The organism is Bartonella sp. TT121SHDZB (assembly GCF_042193415.1).
Taxonomy (GTDB): domain Bacteria; phylum Pseudomonadota; class Alphaproteobacteria; order Rhizobiales; family Rhizobiaceae; genus Bartonella.
In genome coordinates this window covers 159,108-179,650 of record NZ_JBHILR010000002.1, presented here as the reverse complement: position 1 = coordinate 179,650, position 20,543 = coordinate 159,108, and the positions used below count along the sequence as shown (strand labels likewise).

At 35.9% G+C, this 20,543-nt stretch carries 14 protein-coding genes; 10 read left to right on the top strand and 4 right to left on the bottom strand.

Features of this window, described 5'->3' with window-relative positions:
- The first annotated feature begins 26 nt into the window (after nt 1–26).
- Together ACFIKI_RS02095 and ACFIKI_RS02090 are read left to right on the top strand one after the other, a co-directional pair.
- Nucleotides 27–1,400: a glutamate--cysteine ligase gene (locus ACFIKI_RS02095; RefSeq protein ID WP_375665457.1), complete on the top strand. Its 1,374-nt coding sequence runs from the start codon at nt 27–29 to the stop codon at nt 1,398–1,400.
- Nucleotides 1,401–3,591: 2,191 nt separating this feature from the next.
- Nucleotides 3,592–4,947 carry an L-cystine transporter gene (locus tag ACFIKI_RS02090; protein WP_375665456.1) on the top strand — a complete coding sequence of 452 codons (1,356 nt, stop codon included), beginning with the start codon at nt 3,592–3,594 and terminating at the stop codon, nt 4,945–4,947.
- Nucleotides 4,948–4,954: 7 nt separating this feature from the next.
- Here ACFIKI_RS02090 and ACFIKI_RS02085 read toward each other — a convergent pair whose 3' ends face one another.
- Nucleotides 4,955–5,833, bottom strand: coding sequence for a methyltransferase (locus ACFIKI_RS02085; protein WP_375665455.1), 879 nt, complete (start codon nt 5,831–5,833; stop codon nt 4,955–4,957).
- A gap of 196 nt (nt 5,834–6,029) precedes the next feature.
- Between ACFIKI_RS02085 and ACFIKI_RS02080 the strand changes: the two genes are divergently transcribed.
- Complete coding sequence (locus ACFIKI_RS02080) at nt 6,030–6,815, top strand: ComF family protein (protein WP_375665453.1); 786 nt, start codon at nt 6,030–6,032, stop codon at nt 6,813–6,815.
- 47 nt (nt 6,816–6,862) lie between these two features.
- The gene (gene grxC, locus ACFIKI_RS02075) at nt 6,863–7,120 is read left to right on the top strand and encodes a glutaredoxin 3 (RefSeq protein WP_375606442.1); all 258 of its coding nucleotides are present in this window, start codon (nt 6,863–6,865) and stop codon (nt 7,118–7,120) included.
- A 17-nt stretch (nt 7,121–7,137) separates the two neighbouring features.
- On the opposite strand, the gene ubiG is transcribed toward grxC, so the two are convergent.
- Nucleotides 7,138–7,881 (bottom strand): bifunctional 2-polyprenyl-6-hydroxyphenol methylase/3-demethylubiquinol 3-O-methyltransferase UbiG, encoded by a 744-nt coding sequence (gene ubiG / locus ACFIKI_RS02070; RefSeq protein WP_375665451.1) that lies wholly within the window; start codon nt 7,879–7,881, stop codon nt 7,138–7,140.
- A gap of 189 nt (nt 7,882–8,070) precedes the next feature.
- Here ubiG and ACFIKI_RS02065 point away from each other — a divergent pair, with 189 nt between their 5' ends.
- Nucleotides 8,071–9,327 carry an aspartate kinase gene (locus ACFIKI_RS02065; RefSeq protein WP_375665449.1) on the top strand — a complete coding sequence of 419 codons (1,257 nt, stop codon included), beginning with the start codon at nt 8,071–8,073 and terminating at the stop codon, nt 9,325–9,327.
- Between the two features lie 969 nt (nt 9,328–10,296).
- On the opposite strand, the gene nhaA is transcribed toward ACFIKI_RS02065, so the two are convergent.
- A complete protein-coding gene (gene nhaA / locus ACFIKI_RS02060) occupies nt 10,297–11,658 on the bottom strand; it encodes a Na+/H+ antiporter NhaA (RefSeq protein ID WP_375665448.1) in 1,362 nt (453 codons plus the stop codon).
- A 141-nt stretch (nt 11,659–11,799) separates the two neighbouring features.
- Nucleotides 11,800–13,515: a hypothetical protein gene (locus ACFIKI_RS02055; RefSeq protein WP_375665447.1), complete on the bottom strand. Its 1,716-nt coding sequence runs from the start codon at nt 13,513–13,515 to the stop codon at nt 11,800–11,802.
- A 354-nt stretch (nt 13,516–13,869) separates the two neighbouring features.
- Here ACFIKI_RS02055 and ACFIKI_RS02050 point away from each other — a divergent pair, with 354 nt between their 5' ends.
- The 5 genes from ACFIKI_RS02050 (at nt 13,870) to ACFIKI_RS02030 (ending at nt 20,494) form a co-directional block, all read left to right on the top strand.
- Nucleotides 13,870–15,642 (top strand): SLC13 family permease, encoded by a 1,773-nt coding sequence (locus ACFIKI_RS02050; protein WP_375665446.1) that lies wholly within the window; start codon nt 13,870–13,872, stop codon nt 15,640–15,642.
- Between the two features lie 570 nt (nt 15,643–16,212).
- Entirely contained in the window at nt 16,213–16,884 is a 672-nt protein-coding gene (locus ACFIKI_RS02045) for a tetratricopeptide repeat protein (RefSeq protein ID WP_375665445.1), read from the top strand.
- 4 nt (nt 16,885–16,888) lie between these two features.
- The gene (der, locus tag ACFIKI_RS02040) at nt 16,889–18,313 is read left to right on the top strand and encodes a ribosome biogenesis GTPase Der (RefSeq protein WP_375665444.1); all 1,425 of its coding nucleotides are present in this window, start codon (nt 16,889–16,891) and stop codon (nt 18,311–18,313) included.
- Nucleotides 18,314–19,296: 983 nt separating this feature from the next.
- The gene (locus tag ACFIKI_RS02035) at nt 19,297–19,728 is read left to right on the top strand and encodes an AtpZ/AtpI family protein (protein ID WP_375665443.1); all 432 of its coding nucleotides are present in this window, start codon (nt 19,297–19,299) and stop codon (nt 19,726–19,728) included.
- Nucleotides 19,729–19,735: 7 nt separating this feature from the next.
- A complete protein-coding gene (locus ACFIKI_RS02030) occupies nt 19,736–20,494 on the top strand; it encodes a F0F1 ATP synthase subunit A (protein ID WP_375606478.1) in 759 nt (252 codons plus the stop codon).
- The last annotated feature ends 49 nt before the right edge of the window (nt 20,495–20,543 follow it).

Below are 20,543 nucleotides of genomic sequence, written 5' to 3'. Positions count from 1 at the left end.
ATACCAATGATAGGATATGATAAGTTATGGCGCTTGATATAACCGATGAAAGTGAAATTTATAACTTAGATTCCTTGGTTAGCTATTTCCAAGGGGGGTATAAAGCAGAAGATGATTGGCGTATTGGTACAGAACATGAAAAATTTCCGTTTTATAGAGATGGTTTTCTTCCTGTTCCTTATGAAGGTGAGAGAGGAATCCGAGCGCTTTTAGAGGGGATGCAAAGCGCTTTAGGGTGGGAACCTATTTTAGATGAAGGGAATATTATTGGGCTCGTAGGATCAGTTGATCAGGGGGCTATTTCTTTGGAACCAGGGGGACAATTTGAATTATCTGGTGCACCATTAAAATCAGTAGGTCATACATATTACGAGTTGATGAAGCATTTAACTCTTCTCAAGAAAATTTCAGAACCATTAGGTATAGGTTTTCTAGGTCTTGGAGCTAGTCCAAAGTGGACTTTAGCTGAAACGCCGAAAATGCCTAAGTCACGTTACCAGATTATGACTGATTATATGCCGAAAGTGGGGCATAATGGTCTTAATATGATGTATCGCACATCAACAGTTCAGGTTAATCTTGATTTTTCATCTGAAAGTGATATGCGGCGAAAAATGCAAGTATCTATGAAGCTACAGTCTATTGCGACCGCATTATTTGCGAGTTCACCTTTTACAGAAGGACGCCCAAATGGCTTTTTATCTTGGCGTTCTGAAATTTGGCGTAATACGGATAATCAGAGGACAGGCGTTCTCCCCTTTATATTTTCTGAGCGTTTTGGTTTTGCTGATTACGTTGAATGGGCCCTTGATGTTCCAATGTATTTTGTTGTGCGGGATGGTCGTTATTATGATTGTACACATATAACATTTCGTCAGTTTATGAATGGAGCATTAAGAGGAGAAGTTGCAAATTTAATTCCAAACATGGGAGATTGGATTAATCACTTATCAACGTTATTTCCTGAAGTCCGCTTAAAAAGATTTTTAGAAATGAGAGGAGCTGATTGCGGTTCTTGGAAGCGTATTTGTGCGTTGTCAGCTTTTTGGGTTGGGCTTCTTTATGATAGAGAAGCACTTAATGAGGCAGAGGCTTTAACAAAAGATTGGTGTTTTGAAGAAGTTTTAGAGTTGCGCCAACATGTTCCCCAAAAAGGATTAAGAACCCCTTTTCGTCAAACCATTCTTTTAGAATTAGCACGTCAAGCTCTTGCTATTGCACGCAAGGGCTTAAAAAATCGCAAACAGTATGATGAGAATGGTTTTGATGAAACAAATTTTCTTAATCCTTTAGAAGAGGTTGTTGCAATGGGGCAAACAGATGCTGAAAAATTGTTGTCTTATTACTATTCTATTTGGAATGAGTCTGTAGAACCTGTATTTTTAGAATGTGCCTATTAAATTTTAGGCAAAGGCACTTTGTACTTTTTAAAAAATGCATATCACTGTGGGAGGCATTCACCAACTTGTCTTAGAGAGAATATTGTCCCTTGCTTTCAACCTTTCTCATAAGGGATACAATACAGAGCTCTTTTAGGCACTGTTATCTTTATATCCAGATTAATACTGTCACGATATCTCTGTAACCTCAATGTTGTATCTTTATCCTAAAGATAGATCATAGGAGATATATTTAGCTGGTTATCAAATATTTTTATCCACTTGGCTCATCACGCTGATGGATAGGTTTGAAAACAATATTTTTCACTTTTAAAAGGGATAAAAAAATATAATTTGCGTTTAATATCTTGCTTAATGTTAGAATAATAAATGATTATAACTCAATATACGATGCTTATATGAACACGAAGTATTTTGTTTTGTGGAAAAAATACAAAACCTTAGTTGTTGTGCTGGTAAGCTACAAACACTTCTTTTGTTCGTTAAAAACATAGAGTGTGCTGCTTAACTTTTTATTGCTTCCATTTTTTATTAGCCAGATCTCATGAGGATTCTTATTCTTTTTTTATCATTATACGATATAATTATACTGTCATCATGTAGACAATCGCTGTATTTTTTTAATGGGTAAGGGAATTACAGTGTTATTAGTTTTTCTGAACACATAATTTGTTTTTTTCGGTTAATATCAGTTGGAGAATCTAAAAATTTTCTACATATTCAGCTATCAGATCATTAAAGTCTGTTTCAAGTTTTGCGAGAGAAGCATTTTTTCTCAATGAATCAAATTAGTATCATATTTAATTACTGAGCAGATCTTTGTCTTTGGATTATTTGCCAAACAACAGTATACAGTGTTCACAAAAGACAAGTATTGTGTGGTAATGCTTTAAAATATCCAATTATGAAGGTTCAATTTGTAGTTCCATTAAATATTTTTTTTTACGATACCTTATCATATTCTGTAGATGTAACAAGATATTGATTTATAAAGATAATATGGCGTTATTTATATTGAATTAGAACCCCCAATACCATAAGATTCTCTTATTTCAAATCTGTTTATCTTGATCAATCAAAATCACTTGCTTGTACGTCACAAGTGGGGCTGGCGTGTGGAGAAAAAACTATAGAAGAAAGGACTAAAAATGCTTCTTATGAACCGTTTTAATACAAGGGCTGTCGGGCACATTGAGGGCTAAAATATAACGATGATGCCAGCTTGTGACAAATTTTATTGTACTCTGAAAGACTTCTATATATATATTCTTTTGCTATTTCCTCTTTTTCGCGATATTCTGAGTCTCTATAGTTTTTATTGAGGTGTGATTGATAAAGTTCATTATACGGATTCAGATCTATTCACTTTGATATATCCAAATGATATTAATACAGAAAACAAAGGTATTAGAGAAGCTAAAACAATAAATGTTACGGTACGCTTCTGAGTGATTTAATGCCTTATCTTCGATCAATAGTCGGATATTGAATATAGCTATTATGACGGTTGATATCAGTATATGTGGTTATATCAATGAAATATATGATATTTTTGTTGGTATTACATTTCAATAGGCATTGTAGCTTTCAAAGCACGTTACATTTACGATTTTTTTGTTATTAAGAGCGCATATTTTTATGACTATAAAGAGGATTTCGAAAAAAGCTTTCATTGAGAACAAAGAAAGAATGTATAAAAGATATTTTCAATAAAATAATTATATTTGCAGTGCTTATCAAAGTTGTTGAGAGCGCAGTTCATAAAATTAGCAAAAGTAGCTTGTTAGTGTATTTTCTAGAAAAATCATGAATGTTCGATTGTTAATTCATCCTTGCTTGGAAAACTCTTTTTAATTCAAATAGCAAAAGAGAGTGATAAGGGCACTTATAGGATAAGATATGTTGGAACTATTCAGTATTAAGATGCAATGAATGTTGTTTATACTTCTCTTTTTTAATTATTTTTAATGAGAGTGTAAATTTAAATAATAGGAAAATATTTTTATTTATTTTCTTTAAACCGTTATTAATAGATAAAAAATTCTCTTTTAAGCTATAAATTGAAAAAATAATGATCTTGTAAAAGCCTTGTAAGCTTTATACTTTAATTTCAGATATTATGCATTGATTTTGAATTATGCATGTTATTTACGTCATCATAACAATAGTGAATATGGACTGGGCATAGACAATGACATTTAATTTTTTCATCAATTTGTTTTTATTTGTTATTTTTTTACTGTGGGTTGCTCAAAGTAAGAGAATGCAATGGAGTCTTTCACTACGTGTTATGCTAGGGCTTATCCTTGGCTTGATTTTTGGAAGTGTTTTGCAGTTTATTTATGGAGAGGGTGAAAGCACTTTATTGAAATCCGTTGAATGGTTTAACATTGTCGGTGAGGGCTATATTTTATTGTTGCAAATGATTGTTATGCCATTGGTTTTTATCTCTATCGTTTCAGCAGTTGCTCATTTACATTCTGTTTATGCTGTTGGAAAGATGAGTATAATAACAATTTCAATATTGCTTTTTACAACGGCTCTTTCAGCATTGGTTGGTGTGCTTGTGGTTAATTTTTTTGGATTAACAACCGATGGTTTGGTGCATGAAGGGCAAAATGTTTCTGCTCTTCTTGAAGGTCATATTTCTAAACTTGGAGATATGAATATACCAAAGATGATTTTGTCTATGATTCCTAAAAATCCATTTGCTGAGTTGAGTGGAGCTAAACGTACGTCAATTATCAGTGTTGTTATTTTTGCATCATTTTTAGGTGCATCGGTTCTCCTTTTAAAGAAAGATGAGCCAGAAAAAGGAGAAAAAGCGCTTTTATTTATTCAAGTGGCACAAGCTTGGATTATGCGGTTAGTCCGTATTGTGATTGCTTTGACACCTTATGGTATTTTTGCACTTATGACAAAAGTAGGAGCAATATCGCGTGTTGCAGATATTTTAAATTTACTGGTTTTTATTATTGCTTCTTATGTCGGTATTATTTTAATTTTTGGAATTCACGGTGTATTGCTTGGTATTTCTGGAGTTAATCCCTTTCGTTTTTTCAAAAAGGTTTTACCGGTTTTGACATTTGCTTTTAGCAGTCGTTCAAGTGCTGCAAGTATTCCTTTGAATATTGAAGCACAAACACAGTGGATAGGTGTACCACAATCCATTGCGAGTTTTGCAGCTTCTTTTGGGGCAACAATTGGACAAAATGGTTGTGCTGGTCTTTATCCAGCGATGCTTGCGACCATGATTGCACCCTCTATGGGTATTAATCCTCTTGATCCGACTTGGATTGCTACGCTTATTGGTGTTGTAACATTGAGTTCTATTGGTGTTGCTGGTGTGGGGGGAGGTGCTATTTTCGCTGCATTGATTGTGTTACCAATTATGGGGCTTCCTGTTACTTTGGTTGCTGTACTTATCTCTATTGAACCGCTAATTGATATGGGACGGACCGCTCTAAACGTGAGCGATTCAATGATAGCCGGAACGGTCACCAGTCAAATATTACGGACAACAGATAAAAGTATTTTTAAAAAATAATTTTAGATTATGTTTTTTTAGTTTTTAAAACATTCGTAAGAGATATTTGCGCTGAACCGGGTTGTAGGGGTTTTTGTTGGTTGGGATGAGGAGCCCAACCAGAGAGCCAGATAAAAGAAAAATGTGCACGAATACGTCCATCAGGATCACTAAATTGTTGTGCATAGATTTCAGCTGCGCGGAGAAAAAAACGTTTGGATACAGGGCGTCGTGAACGATTGATGAGTGCATTTTGCATTCCCATAGCTTTAAGATCGTGCATAAGGTCAAACATTGTATTATAACGTATTGTGATATCTTCAACGTCTGCTACAGGCAGGGCAAAGCCAACACGCTGTAAAAGAGCGCCTGCATCACGAATGTCGGCAAAAGGGTAGATCCTAGGGCTTGCTCCACCATAAATTTCACTTTCAGCTTGCAGCAGGCTTTCCCGCAATTCTCTTAATGTACCAGCTCCTGCCATAACAGCAAGAAATAAGCCATCTGGTTTAAGGGTATTTTTTATCTGGCTTAGAACACCAGGGGTATCATTCGTTAATTGTAATGAAAGAAGTGAAACAATAAGATCACAGTAACTTTGAGGTAAATCAAGAAATTCTCGATGACGTAAATGAAATTTTTTATCATGGCTTTGATAAAGCGTATCGGTTTCAATGCGTTCTATGGAACAAACTTTTCCAGATTTCATTAAAGCTTGCGCAGCAAGGTCTGTATGGCTGTGTAAATCAAGAGCTAATGTAAAGAGGCGATCAACAGTGCTAAGACGTTTATAGAGATCTTCTGCCATGTGAGAGAGTAAAAAGTCATATCCTTTTTTTGCTTTTTGGAAAGCGCGTTTGCGGAATTGTTCAATGCGGTTATGATCAAAAATTAAAGGATGCGACATATTGTGGAACACTTTCGATCTATGAAAGAATATATTTTCAAAAGGTTCATTATTTGTGCAAGCTCTGTCAAGTTTATAATATGAAAGAAAATAAATTTATAGAAGGTAAGAGTTTTTAAAGGAATTAAAATTATAAATTGAGGAAATACAAAGGAACTTTTGTTCTGAGGGAAACTTGTAAAAGCCTAAATTTATAATGTTGTATTTTCGAGAAGCGGCGTTAAATAGCGGGGATATACTAAGTAAGTTCGTTGAACGCTTGAAAACGATGCTTTATCCACCAATTTGTCCTGGATGTAAGCAAAATGTTTCTACTTATGGTACGATTTGCCCTGAATGTTGGAAAGAACTTCAATTTATCACGAAACCTTATTGTCCTGTTATGGGGACTCCTTTTGTTTGTGATATGGGGGAGGGGTTTCTCAGTGGTGAAGCACTTCGTAATTCTTATCCTTTTTCACGTGTTCGCTCAGTCATTGTTCATAAAGGGCTTGCACGAACTTTAGTAACGCGTTTAAAATATGGTGATCATATAGAATTGGCATCATTTATGGCCAAGTGGATGATGTTTGCTGGGCGCGAGGTTATTGATGATTGTGATGTTATTATCCCCATTCCATTGCATTTTCGTCGTTTTTGGGAGAGGCGTTATAATCAATCTGCTGAGCTTGCACGTTATATTGCAGAATCACAAAAAAAGCTTTTAAAACCGGGGTGGCTTATTCGTTGTCGGCATACCCGTCCGCAGGTTAGTCTTTCTTCGAGAGAGAGAAAACTTAACGTAAAAAATGCTTTTAAGGTTTCGCATAAGGTTAAAAAATACCTTAAAGGATGTTCTGTTTTGCTGATTGATGATGTTTTTACAACGGGTGCAACGGTTACGGCAGCAGCTGCTACATTAAAAGATGCAGGTGCACGACAGGTTGATGTGCTAACATTTTCGCGTGTTCTCAAAGAAGATTCTATTTCCCCCTCTTCTTAAGAGGAATTTAAAGTGAATATTATTAAAAAATATTGGAGGATAATACTATGAAAGAGATAATAATTTATACACGCCCCGGTTGTCCTTATTGCATAAAAGCTCGTGATTTACTTGATAAAAAAGGCGTAAAATATACAGATATTGATGCTTCTACATCCCGTCGCCAAGAAATGGTACAGCGCGCAAATGGACGTAATACATTTCCGCAAATTTTTATAGGTGATTATCACGTTGGCGGTTGTGATGATCTTTATGCTTTAGAGGCTGAGGGAAAGCTCAATTCTTTATTACAAGGCATACAATAGTTGTAAATGAGATATTCTTAAGACCGTTTTGCGAGAAGGAGGTAGTTAACGTCCATGTCTTTTGAGCGATTCCAGCTGTCTTTTAATGGGTTATAAGTAATACCTATCTCATCAGTGACAGTTAGAGCGTTTTGTGATAAGAATTTTTTAAGTTCTCGCGGTTTTAGGAATTTTTTATAATCATGTGTTCCTTTAGGAAGCCAACGTAGGATATACTCAGCACCTACAATAGCAAGTCCCCATGCTTTCCACGTGCGGTTGAGTGTTGCAACAAACATCAACCCTTGTGGTTTCAGCATTTTTGCTGTAGCTGCTATGAAGAGATTAACGTCAGCGACATGTTCAACAACTTCCATATTAAGGATGATATCAAATTTTTCTCCTTCATTGGCGAGTGCTTCTGCCGTAGTGGTACGGTAGTCAATTAAAAGATCATTTTGGGCTGCATGAATTTTTGCGACTTCAATATTCGTTTGTGAAGCATCAACGCCTACGACCATAGCACCAAGACGTGCCATTGGTTCAGATAACAAGCCTCCTCCACAGCCAATATCAAGAATTTTTAAATTGTCAAAGGGTGTAAGTGAAGCAGGGTCACGATTAAACTCTAAACAAATTTTTTCTCTGATGTAAGCAAGGCGTGTTGGGTTAAATTGATGAAGAGGTCGAAATTTTCCTTGTGGATTCCACCATTCTGTAGCAATACGTGAAAAGTGATCAATTTCACTTTGATCAATAGTTGTCGGCGTTTTATCTATCATTTTGCTTTCCTTTTATTTTTAATGATCAGGTCAAGTAGATTTTATACAAAGTCAAGAGAAATTAATATAATCATAATGAAACTTGCACAAATGATAGATATTCGCTATGTCGAGAAAATGGTTAGTTGATACAGCATCTAATTCTCATTACTGTTTGAGATAAAAGATGTAAAGGTAAGAGTGTTATTAATGGCGCGCATTGTCATGAAATTTGGTGGAACATCTGTAGCAAACATGGAATGTATTCATAATGTTGCACGGCATGTCAAAAGAGAGGTTGATGCAGGCAATGAGGTTGCCGTTGTCGTATCTGCGATGGCTGGTAAAACAAATGAACTTGTTCAGTGGACGAGAGATGCTTCCTCCATGCATAGAGATGCTCGTGAATATGATGTTGTGGTTGCTTCAGGCGAACAGGTTACTTCAGGTTTGTTGGCTTTGACACTTCAAGAAATGGGGGTGAATGCACGTTCATGGCTTGGTTGGCAAATTCCTATTCATACAGACAATGCGCATGGTCGTGCACGTATTACTAATATTGATGGATCTTTTTTAATCGAGTGTTTTCAGGAAGGTCAGGTTGCCGTTATTGCTGGTTTTCAGGGGTTAGCTCCGGATAACCGGATTTCTACCTTAGGGCGAGGGGGATCAGATACAAGTGCTGTTGCTATAGCAGCGGCTGTACAAGCTGATCGCTGTGATATTTATACAGATGTGGATGGTGTTTATACAACCGATCCACGTATAGAACCGAAAGCGCGTCGTTTACCAAAAGTAGCTTTTGAAGAAATGTTGGAAATGGCTTCTCTTGGTGCAAAAGTTTTACAGGTTCGTTCTGTTGAATTGGCTATGGTTCATAAGGTTCGTACCTTTGTGCGTTCAAGTTTTGAGGATCCTGATGCTTTAGGCATGGAGGATCCAATGAGTTCTTCTGGAACACTTATTTGCGATGAGGATGAAATCGTGGAACAACAAAATGTTACTGGTATTGCTTTTGCTAAGGATGAAGCACAAATTTCCCTTCGTCGGCTTGCCGATCGCCCAGGGATTTCGGCAGCAATTTTTGGCCCCTTGGCTGAAGAACGCATTAATGTTGATATGATTGTGCAAAATATTTCTGAAGATGGCTCAAAAACTGATATGACTTTTACTGTACCGTCATCAGATGTAGAAAAAGCTGTTGCACTTCTTGAGAAAAATCGTAAAGAAATTGGATTTGATGTTCTCCAATTTGAAAGCGATCTTGCCAAGGTTTCTGTGATTGGTATTGGAATGCGCAGCCATGCAGGTGTTGCAGCTACAGCTTTTAAGGCTTTGGCTGAAAAGGGTATTAATATTCAAGCAATCACAACCTCAGAAATTAAAATTTCTATTTTGATTGATAGTGCTTACACTGAACTTGCGGTTAGAACATTACATGCTGTTTATGCTCTTGATAAGGGATGAGCATTTTTTAGTTCCAACAAAGTTTTAATAACATAAAGTTTTAATATATGTTAATAATTTTTGTTAAGAACAATTTATATTTTCAACTTAAATAGAATATTTAATACAGCAAAACTCTCTCATTTTAAACTTATTCGTGATCTTGAAAACGGGAAGACAGTTTAACTCTGGGAGAATATGAAATCGTAAAGGTGAAAATTAATACTCATCTTTGCGCTTATAAAGGAGCAAGCGAGCAGCACCAAGGCTATTTTCAGTTTCCAATGTTGTGCAACTTTTGCTTTGAAATAAGGAAACCTTCCGGTATTTTGCTTTCTCATTCGCGTTATAAAAGGATAAATTATCCTTAAAAATATATTTACCGAAAAAATAATATGTCTTTAAAAAAGGCTAGGATGAAAGCTGTTAAGAGTACTGGCAATAAAATTAGTGACGAGGAGGTTGGTTGGTTGGAAAAATAAGCCATAGGATTACTTAACTGATTATTGAGTTTTGCTTGCTATGTTGACGTTATAAGTGATAGGTGAAGATTGGAAGAGCTATTGGGGTATAAAGCGTAGTAAAAGAATTATTTTTTCCTTATAATTAAATATAATATATTAATTTATAATAATAGTTCATTGTTTCTTCATAATGGATAATAGCTTTGAGGGAAGACAGTTTTTCTTATCACGAAGCCTTTTATATTAAATCAATTAGAAACACATTTGTGCCCGTCACAAGCAGGGTTGGTGTATGAGTAAAAGGTTATTGAAGAAAAGAATAAAAACATCCCTTATGATTTCTCTCGAGTGTTAAGGGTTGTTGCAACATTAGAGGCTGATAAGTAGCACGATGATGTCAGTTTACGCCTTCATAGGTGTAAAGATGAGGCAAAACAACGGTTTTTACGTTCAGTATTGTCCAAATCCAACAAATGAGTAAAATCACTTTTTAAAAATCTTACATAAAAGCCCATTTTTAGTTAGTTTACTGGGAGCTATGAGAAACGTCTTTACTGCGCTTAATATAAATAAATCCATATCCTAGACCGATAAGAGCAGATAAACCAGAACCACAAAGCACCCCAATTTTTGCAGCATCAAGCAGGATAATATTTTTAAAAGCAAGCATTGAAACAAAGATAGACATTGTAAAGCCAATTCCTGCTAAAAAACCAATAAGTAAAAGACCTGTCCATGTCATATGAGGAGGGAGGCGACATAAACCTGATTTTACAGCTAAATAACTGGCAGTGATAATGCCAAGAGGTTTACCGATGAAAAGCCCAATAACAACACCAAGAACAATCAAGAATGATTTATCAGAAGAAAGGTCAAAGTTTGCAAAACTTACTCCTGCATTTGCGAAGGCAAAAATCGGCATTACACCATATGCAACCCATGGATGCAATGCTTTCTGAACACGGGTTACTGGAGCAATTATGGCCCGTTGTCCTTTGCGCATTTTTTTCAATGCTGTTGAAATATGATGGAGATCTGTTTTTGTATTTTTTTCTTGAAGAATTTGCATAGCGTTACTGAGCATGGTGAGTGGCGCTACAAGAGTACGGGTAGGAAGAACGGGAGTCATCATCCCTAAGATTACGCCAGCAAGCGATGGGTGAACGCCTGTTACCATTAACCCCCACCAAATGATTGCACCAGGTAAAATGTAAAGCCATGCTGATGCAAGCCCGATCCACTGAAAAAATAGTACCAAAGCAATACCCGCTCCTGCAATCATTAAACCGCTAGGATCAATGTTTGTTGAGTAGAAAAAAGCAATAATAAGAACAGCGATAATATCGTCAATAATTGCTAATGATAGAAGAATAATATGAAGATTAGAAGGGATTTTTTTTCCGAGAAGAGCAAGAATACCTAGAGCAAAGGCAATATCTGTTGCTGTTGGCACAGCCCAACCGTGCATATGTCCCTCGTTAAAATTGAAGATAAAGTAAATAATTGCAGGAACACAAACGCCCCCTATTGCAGCAACAATTGGTAAGATTGCTTGTTTAAAATCGGCAAGAGCCCCTTCATGAATTTCGCGTCGAATTTCCATTCCTGCGACGAGAAAGAAAATAGTCATAAGGGCATCATTAACCCAGAAATGTAAATCCCATGAAAGAGTGAAATGACCCAAATTAAAGCCAAGAGGTGTATGCCAAAAAGATTCATAGAAAGCAGCATATTTAGAATTGGCAAAAATGAGTGCAGAAGCAGCAGCTAATAAAAGAACAATACCACTAAGAGCTTCAATATGGAGAAAACGCTCGATGGCAGAAAGCGCTTGATTGGTGACACGAGAAGCACGATTAGGCAGGCGATTTGAAGATAAATCAGACATGAACAACTCTCAGTATCGACAATTTTATGATTTCTCTGTATAAATGACTCTATATGACACCTTCTGTATCATATAAAAGCAAAAAGAGGAATAAAGTTCTTAATTTATAGACAAGATCATCATGTTTAAAGCATAAAGTTTTTAAGGTGATGCTTCATTTTTAATAGTGAGATCTACTTTGCTTAAAGCTTTGGATAGATCATTTTGTAAAGCGGATTCGAGATCAACTATTGTGAGCCCTTTATTATCTTTTGCTTTAACTTTAACGCTCAATGTTTGTGGATTTTTAGCAAATTCACCTAAGGATTTTGAGATTTTTTCTGCTTCGTCATGATTTTTTAGCAGAATTTTAGGGGTTTGCGTCATCATTAGATAGAAGTCATCATAGAGTTCCTTTTTAAGGTCATGTTTGCTATCATTAAGATTTTGCGCAAGATAAGAAAAAAGCTTATCAATGAAACCTACATCCCTATATTGTATATCAATTTCATTGATGCCAAGGTCTTGAGAAGCAGCAATCATTACATTTTTCTGACCAGAAAAAAGCTTTTCATCAACATCAATAATTTTAGCCGATATGTTCCCAGATCCAACGTCTTTCATATTGAAAGACATTGTATCAAGAAAGAGCATACGTTTTTTTTCATCGTAAGAAATATCAACTTTTCCTGAAACGTTAAAGCGCTCAAGATTGATCTTTTTAAGCAAATTTAAGTCTTTTTCATTCATTTTTTTAGGTAAAATTGAAAGATTATTGAAAGAGATAAGAAGTTTTTTTGGTATAGGCTGCTTCCATAAGCTTTGTTTGAATTGGAATGACTCAAGTGTTTCTTCAAGTTCTGGTGCATCGAAGGCGAGGTTACTCACTTCTGCATCAGCTAAGGTAATGTTAGAGAAGTTATTTATAATAATATCATGCAGAGCTTTTTTTTCAGCTACAGAATTATTTTTTTCTCGTGCATTAAGGTAAGCGTCAAACAATTTTTGAGGTGTTTGTTTGAACGATCTCATTTTAAAGCCGGATGTTTTAAATGCACCAATAGCCAGAGAAGTGTCTTTCTCTTTTCCTTTGAAAATATCAGTTATTAGATTTTTTAGAGAAATAGAACCAGTAATGTTTTTTACTTGATTGACAGAATTAGCTTTTCCTAGAAGAATAGCATAGGCATAGTTTATATCAATATCATGTGCTTCTATTGCATCACTTTTAGTTATCATATGCATCTGTTTGTCATCATCTATAATGATCGCTTTAAGGTTCATATTTTTGATGCCAATAGAACGAATCCGACCATTTCTAAAATCAGAAAGTCGGAAATTTTTGACTTCAAACGTTTCTGTTCGTTCATTTGGATTGTTTATAAAAAGTTGTATATTAGGAGCAACGATAGAGGAAAGCTCAATGCGCATAATTGACTGCAAAAGACGCGACGTGATTGCACTATCCTTTTCCTTTAAAAAGACGCTATTGAGAGAAATTTGGGGTATTTTTATACGAATATTGTTAAGCTTATCGTTATATTTTAAATCAACATTATAGAGTATGAAAGTTCCAGGAATAAAGGAAAAAGGAGGGCGGCCAGAAATGGCACCAATTTTAAGTGATGTACCGGCTGGAACGGGTAAGGTAACATTTTTCAAATTAACTTTACCTAGAATGCTTACTTCAGATGTTTCTGCTTTTATGGCATGACGGGCTATCTCTTGTCTTACAAAATTGTCAAGATAGGGTTTTGCGATATAAAATCCACCAACAACTATAATTGCCAAGATAGCAACAAATCCAATAATGCACGTGAGCCAATATTTTAGATTACTTTGATACCCACTATTGAGATTAACCATTTTTTCTTCCATTTTTATCACTCTTTGAATGGAGAGTGAAGATAAACTCTTTTAAGCAACGACAAAGGTTAAAATATAGCATGTACCAATTTCAACAGCCATTTACGCTCTATATTAGAGGTATTCTTATCTTTTTTGCAATAGAGCTTTATCAACTTTTATTAATTTTCTTTGGATTTAGTACGTTATAGAAAAGCACGCATAATAAGGAGAGGTAAGTTTATGGGCATCTATAATTTTTTATCACTTTAAATTATCCTAAAATATTCCTATGTCTGCTTTTATCTTGCTGCTGTTTATAGGAATATTTAAAACATAAAAGATATGTTTTTGTTCATTATAATTTAATGGGGAGAAGTGAGTGTTATGACAGAAAATCAAATAATGGCCTTTTCGATCATTAGTCTCATGATGGTTGTTTTTATTTGGGATCGATTTCGTTATGATCTTGTTGCTATTTGTACATTATTGATAGCTTGTGCTACTGGTCTTGTCAGCCCGAAGGAAGCTTTTAGCGGTTTTAGTAATGATATCGTTATTATCGTGGGGAGTGTGTTTGTTGTCAGTACTGCTGTATCTCGCTCTGGTATAATGGAATTTATTATTCAACGGATATGGCCAGACGTGAAATCGGTGCGTCTTCAATTAGCGTTTTTGGTTCTTTCTGTTGTTGTATTATCAATGTTTGTTAAAAATATTGGTGCTTTAGCTATTATGCTTCCAATAGCTTTTCAGTTTGCTCGTCGTTCTCAGGTTTCTCCTTCTGTCTTTTTGATGCCCATGGCTTTTGGTTCTTTGTTGGGGGGGCTTATGACACAGATAGGAACATCTCCCAATGTTGTTATTTCAGCGATGCAAGAACGTTTAACAGGAACACCTTTTACTATGTTTGATTTTACACCAGTTGGTGCGGTTATTGCGACGGTTGGTGTTTTATATTTGGTTCTTTTTTATTGGCTTTTGCCTGTGCGTGTGCGTTCAGGTGTATCGTTTGATGATGCCATTGATATCCGTAATTATGTTGCAGAAGTGCATATTCCAATAAATTCACCGATTGTAGGGAAAAATATTGTTGATTTGGTTAAGCCATCAAGTGGTGATGTTATGGTAATTCAAATTATTAGAAACAAAGTATCTATTTCACCATTACCAGATTTTGTTTTGTCTGAAAATGATATTATTTTGCTGGAAGGGTCACATACAGGGTTAGATAGCGTGATGAATTCTGCTCGTTTAGAGTTTTCTAAGGGGCGAATTATTGCTGCAGGTGATAAGGACAGTGATATTGATATTATTGAAGCAGTCATTACCCATAATTCACCTCTTATCGGTATTAGTGCGAAAGAGTTTTCCTTATTTGATCGCTATAATGTAAATTTGCTTGCGTTAAGTCGTCAACATGAAAGGGTGCGGGGAAGACTTGATGATATTATTTTCCATCTTGGAGATGTGATTGTTTTGCAAGGGCAGGATGCAGTTATTCCCAATTTATTAAGAGAATTGAAATGCTTGCCCCTAGCAAAACGAAATATTGTGTTTGGAAATTTACGACATGGTTTCATCTCGTTAGCTATTTTATTTATAGCAATTATTTTTACAGCTTTTCATATTGTTCCAGTTGCTTTTTCTTTCTTTTCTGCTGCTGCTGCAATGGTGATCTTTCGTGTTTTGCCCGCACGTGATCTGTATCAGGCATTAGATGGTCCAATACTAGTGCTATTAGCGGCTCTTATTCCAGTGAGTGAAGCGTTAGAGAAAACAGGATGTACGGATCTCATTGGTCAATGGCTGAGCCAATTAGCAATATTTTTCCCGCCATCTGGTGCTTTAGCGCTTATGTTGGTGACAGCTATGTTGGTCACGCCATTTTTGAATAATGCAGCAACAGTGATGATGGTCGCACCAATTGCGTCAAGTTTTGCTCATTCCCTTCATTATAAGCCTGAAGCTTTTTTGATGGCTGTTGCAATTGGTGCGGGCTGTGAGTTTCTTACACCTATTGGACATCAAAGTAATATGCTCGTGATGGCGCCAGGAGGATATCGTTTTAGTGATTATCCACGTTTAGGTGCTCCATTGGCGGTGTTGATCGTTATTATTGCTGTTCCAATGCTTATGTGGGTTTGGCCCTTACAATAGGATATTTTTAGAAACTTTAAGAATCAATTATAAAAGGTTGTTAATCGTATGAAGATAAGTTGAAGGGATATACTTTATATAAAGAGCTTTAACTGAAGATTTGGAATTATACCACACTGTAATCATGGCGCTTCGGTATTTTTGATACAGATAAAAATTTATCTATTTGGTTTTAGTAGATATTCGTGGAAATTTACTGTTTTTTTAAGAATTGGTTTTTCTATTATAATTCTGTAATCCAATACAACCAACGATTGTGGTTGAAGATTTTAAAAGATTATCCTCTATATAATGGAGAGAAAGTTCGCTTGAGATGATAGGCAATCATGATGAATATTAAGGCAGTGAATTTTTCATAAGACTCAATATATGTAAAAGCTGTAATGTGTACAAATAGGGGCTTACATCATTTTCAATTAAGACTGTTGCAAAAATCTGATTGAATTGGCTACATATTGATTTAAAATAAATAAACGAGCAATTTAAAGATTTTTAGTTAATTAGGACTACCATCTTTATCCATTTATGCGTAAAAGCACAGATAAAGTAACTTTTTTCAAGGTATGATATATGTCGTATGATAGTTTTATTGCTGAAGTTAATGCAGAATTCCGTCATGAAAAGGCGCTTGCTTTTTGGAGACGGTATGGCTTTTCAATTATTGGAGCAGCTATTCTTTTTATATTCATGATAGTTGCTTATCAAGTTTATCATTATACGCAAATAAAGAAAGCTGATTATATTGGTGATGCATTTGTAAAAAGTCTTGATCTTGCGGATACACGTGATTTTGATAAAGCGATAAAGCAATTAGAAACTGTTAAAACCTCTCATTTTGGGGGGTATCCTTTTCTTGCTCGTTTACGTGAGGCTTCTTTACTCATGGAGAAAGGTGATATTATTAAGTCAGTGGAGATCTTTGATTCTGTTGCAGCGGATGAGAAAGCACCGCAGATTTTGCAGAAAGTTGCAAAAATTCGGGCGGCTTATATTCTGGTTGATACAGGGACATTAGCTGATGTTGAAAAGCGTATCAAAGATATGGCAAGTGATACCGATCCTATGCGTATGTCTGCAAGAGAAGCTTTAGGCTTAGCTGCTTATAAGGCGGATAAAATGGATGAAGCGGTTTATTATTTTAAGAAAATTTCTGAAGAAGGTGCTTTGGGTTTAAAAATAACAAATCGGGCTCGAATGATGCTTGAGCTTATACAAGCTGAGGGCAAGGCAAATAAGGAATAAATCGATGAGCCTTACCATTGCTATCGTTGGTCGTCCCAATGTTGGGAAGTCAACACTATTTAATCGTTTGGTTGGGCAAAAATTGGCTTTGGTTGATGATAAGCCTGGTGTAACACGTGATCGGCGTATTCATGCGGCAAAACTTCAAGATCTACGTTTTGATGTGATTGATACGGCTGGGCTGGAAGAAGCAAGTGATCATACACTTGAGGGGCGTATGCGTTCTCATACAAAAGTTGCAATTGATGAAGCGGATCTAATTTTATTTGTATTTGACGCAAAGAGCGGAATAACACCAAGTGATTTAAATTTTTCTTCATTGGTTCGCAAATCAGGAAAGCCAATTGTGCTTGTTGCCAATAAGTCTGAGTCAAGAGCGGCAACAGGAGGAGAGTATGAGGCGTGGTCATTAGGTTTGGGGGAGCCGTGCCCAATATCGGCTGAACATGGTTTGGGACTTAGTGATCTGCGTGATGCAATTATAGATGCTGTTGGGTCAGAGCATGTTTTTGGCAACAACAAAGAAGAAGATAGAATGATACAACCTGCATCTGTTGGTGATGATGTAAAGGATTTGGAAGAAGAGGAGCTTATTTACGATGAAAGTAAGCCCATTAGGATTGCAATTGCGGGGCGTCCCAATACAGGAAAATCCACTCTTATCAATAGTATGTTGAAACAAGAGCGATTGTTAACAGGACCAGAAGCAGGACTCACGCGTGATTCTATTTCTGTAGATTGGGAATGGCGTGGTCGTCATATTAAACTTTTTGATACTGCAGGTTTACGTCGAAAATCGAGAATTCAAGAAAAATTAGAAAAACTATCTGTTGCAGATACTTTACGTGCTATTCGCTTTGCAGAAGTTGTGGTCATTGTTTTTGATGCAACGATACCTTTTGAAAAGCAGGATTTACAAATTGCTGATCTTGTGATTCGTGAAGGGCGTGTTCCAGTTATTGCTTTCAATAAGTGGGACCTTATTGAAAACAGTCAGACCACATTGATTGATTTGCATGAAAAATGTACGCGATTTCTTCCTCAAGTTCGTGGTTTGAGAGCTATTCCTTTATCAGGACAATATGGTCAAGGGATTGATAAACTTATGGAAAATGTCATGATGATGCACCGTGTATGGAATCGTCGCATTTCGACGGCTAAATTAAACCAATGGCTTGGAACTGTTGTGGCACATCATCCACCTCCTGCGGTTTCTGGACGTCGACTTAAGGTTAAATACATCACACAGGTTAAGACACGTCCTCCTGGATTTATGATTTCCTGCTCGCGCCCCAAAAGTATGCCCCAGTCGTATTTGCGTTATCTTGTTAATGGGTTACGTGAAACTTTTGATATGTCTGGTATACCCGTTCGCATATCATTACGAGCCTCTGATAATCCTTTTGCGACACGTTCCAAGAAGAAATGATAACTCTTTTAATTTTTTCAGTAACTGAAATCTATACCTAAGAATCTTAAAAATAAGTTTTTTCAATGGTTTCTCGTTTCACAAAATTAAAATTTTATTTGCTAAAGTTTTAATTTTATTGATGATTATTTATCATAAGCGCTATTGAATAGAGCTCTTTCATCTTGATAAAAATCATTTATTTGCATGTTATGAGAAGAGTTTGACGGGAGTATTTAAGAAAGAGTACATAATCCTCTTAATAGGTTATTTAAGTGCAAAAATAGATGCAATATGAGGGGAGGGAAATATAATTATAATGCTTTTTTGAAAAGCAGCATTAGATTATCGTTTCATAAAAATAAAGATTATGAATAAGCGCTTTTGCTTACGATAGTTTGTCTGAATAAAAAGCAAAAATACTTGCTAAATCTAACGATATTCAATTGTAAAGAGCGAAGTTCATAAAAGTGGATTAAAATTGTATAAAGTGGTATGGTAATCGTATTTAAATTTTATTGTGTTCTATTGGCTTGATCTATTTGAAATTTTAGATTTATTAATATTTCGTATTTAAAGAAACTTCTCTTAATACCCTCAAGCTCATTTCGTAATGGGGCCTGTAATGGCGTATATAAAATACTTTGCGAATAGGATCATATAGAAACTATTGATTATTATTATTTTCATAAAATAAAAAGTGCAAGTTTATTTGAATAAAAGAAGCAAATTAACGCTCTCATACTGTTTTTTAGCTTTATATTATTCACGGGAACTTTTCGTTATACATTCACGGGTGTTGTCGTGAAATCGGTTTAGGTGCTCAGAATATCTTTTTAAGAAAACATGTAAATTGAAAAATACGTTATTTCTGCAATAAAATTTATACGATAAATTGGTGATAGATTTCTTTTAGTATCTTGACGAATAAATTCGGGAACAATATGATGCGCAAGGTTTTATAAAATGTATTCTTACGTTGCTTTTTAATTAAGGAGCCAATGATGGCAATGGGCGAGAAACCCGTTATGAGCCGTAAGGAGGCTGAAGAAGAAAAGCAAGGAGAGTGTCTTCATTCAGAGGATTTGGAATGTCGTAGTAGGAACTTAAGCGTAGCTTTAGTGCGCAAGCAAGCATTAAAGAAGCGGGAGCATAGGAATAAGCGGGAAAAATCACAAGGAAGGATGGCAGGTGCAATTAAGCTTTCCAGTGAGTTTCTGGCAAGTATTATAGTTGGTATTGTTTTGGGGGTGGGGTTTGATAAGTTAGCAGGTTCATGGCCTTGGGGATTGGTATTTTTTCTCTTCTTTGGATTTGCTGCTGGTGTATTGAGTATTCTTCGGTCTGTGGGGTATGTTTCCTCCAGTCAATTAGGAAAAAAAGGCGCATTGCGCCAAAAACAAGATAAAGGGGCCAATGAGAGGTCCGATAAATGAGGTTGAAGTGACAGCGCACGCTCCAGATCCTATTCATCAGTTTGAGGTTTTAAGGCTGATTAAGATTTCCATAGGAAATATGGATTTATCGTTTACAAATGTATCATTGTTTACAGTCCTTACGGTTGTTGTAACTTCTATTTTTCTCTTTATTTCGTCATCGAGTCGTGGATTGGTTCCAACGCGGATGCAGTCTCTTTCGGAAATGGCATATGAATTTGTAGCATCGACTCTGCGGGAATCATCTGGTGTGCAGGGGATGCAGTTTTTTCCTTTAGTTTTTTCTCTGTTTACTTTTATTTTAGTTGCTAACTTTATTGGTCTCTTTCCTTATTTTTATACGGTTACGTCTCAAATCATGATCACGTTTTCGTTAGCAATGGTGGTAATTTTGACGGTGATTGGTTATGGCTTTTATAAGCATGGGGTCAGTTTTTTGAAACTGTTCGTTCCCAGTGGAGTTCCTGTTGTGGTTTTACCTCTGGTGACAATGATTGAGGTTATTTCTTTTCTCTCCCGTCCAATTAGTCTTTCTCTTCGTCTTTTTGCGAATATGCTTGCTGGTCATATTACGCTTAAAGTGTTTTCTGGGTTTGTTGTTTCAATGATTGGGGTAGGACTTGTAGGTGTGGGTGGTTCGATTTTACCGCTTATTATGACTGTAGCAATTACTGCTCTTGAGTTTTTGGTAGCATTCCTTCAGGCTTACGTCTTTACGGTTTTAACTTGTATGTATCTTAATGATGCAATTCATCCAGGACATTAATAGAACTGGCGGTTTTCCGTCGAATAATGCAATTTTGCTTTAAAGGAGA

Bases quoted from the DNA above. Each gene is read 5' to 3' on its own strand.
- ACFIKI_RS02095 (WP_375665457.1), top strand. From the start codon at position 27: ATGGCGCTTGATATAACCGATGAAAGTGAAATTTATAACTTAGATTCC.
- ACFIKI_RS02090 (WP_375665456.1), top strand. From the start codon at position 3,592: ATGACATTTAATTTTTTCATCAATTTGTTTTTATTTGTTATTTTTTTA.
- ACFIKI_RS02085 (WP_375665455.1), bottom strand. From the start codon at position 5,833: ATGTCGCATCCTTTAATTTTTGATCATAACCGCATTGAACAATTCCGC.
- ACFIKI_RS02080 (WP_375665453.1), top strand. From the start codon at position 6,030: ATGTTGTATTTTCGAGAAGCGGCGTTAAATAGCGGGGATATACTAAGT.
- grxC (WP_375606442.1), top strand. From the start codon at position 6,863: ATGAAAGAGATAATAATTTATACACGCCCCGGTTGTCCTTATTGCATA.
- ubiG (WP_375665451.1), bottom strand. From the start codon at position 7,881: ATGATAGATAAAACGCCGACAACTATTGATCAAAGTGAAATTGATCAC.
- ACFIKI_RS02065 (WP_375665449.1), top strand. From the start codon at position 8,071: ATGGCGCGCATTGTCATGAAATTTGGTGGAACATCTGTAGCAAACATG.
- nhaA (WP_375665448.1), bottom strand. From the start codon at position 11,658: ATGTCTGATTTATCTTCAAATCGCCTGCCTAATCGTGCTTCTCGTGTC.
- ACFIKI_RS02055 (WP_375665447.1), bottom strand. From the start codon at position 13,515: ATGGAAGAAAAAATGGTTAATCTCAATAGTGGGTATCAAAGTAATCTA.
- ACFIKI_RS02050 (WP_375665446.1), top strand. From the start codon at position 13,870: ATGACAGAAAATCAAATAATGGCCTTTTCGATCATTAGTCTCATGATG.
- ACFIKI_RS02045 (WP_375665445.1), top strand. From the start codon at position 16,213: ATGTCGTATGATAGTTTTATTGCTGAAGTTAATGCAGAATTCCGTCAT.
- der (WP_375665444.1), top strand. From the start codon at position 16,889: ATGAGCCTTACCATTGCTATCGTTGGTCGTCCCAATGTTGGGAAGTCA.
- ACFIKI_RS02035 (WP_375665443.1), top strand. From the start codon at position 19,297: ATGGCAATGGGCGAGAAACCCGTTATGAGCCGTAAGGAGGCTGAAGAA.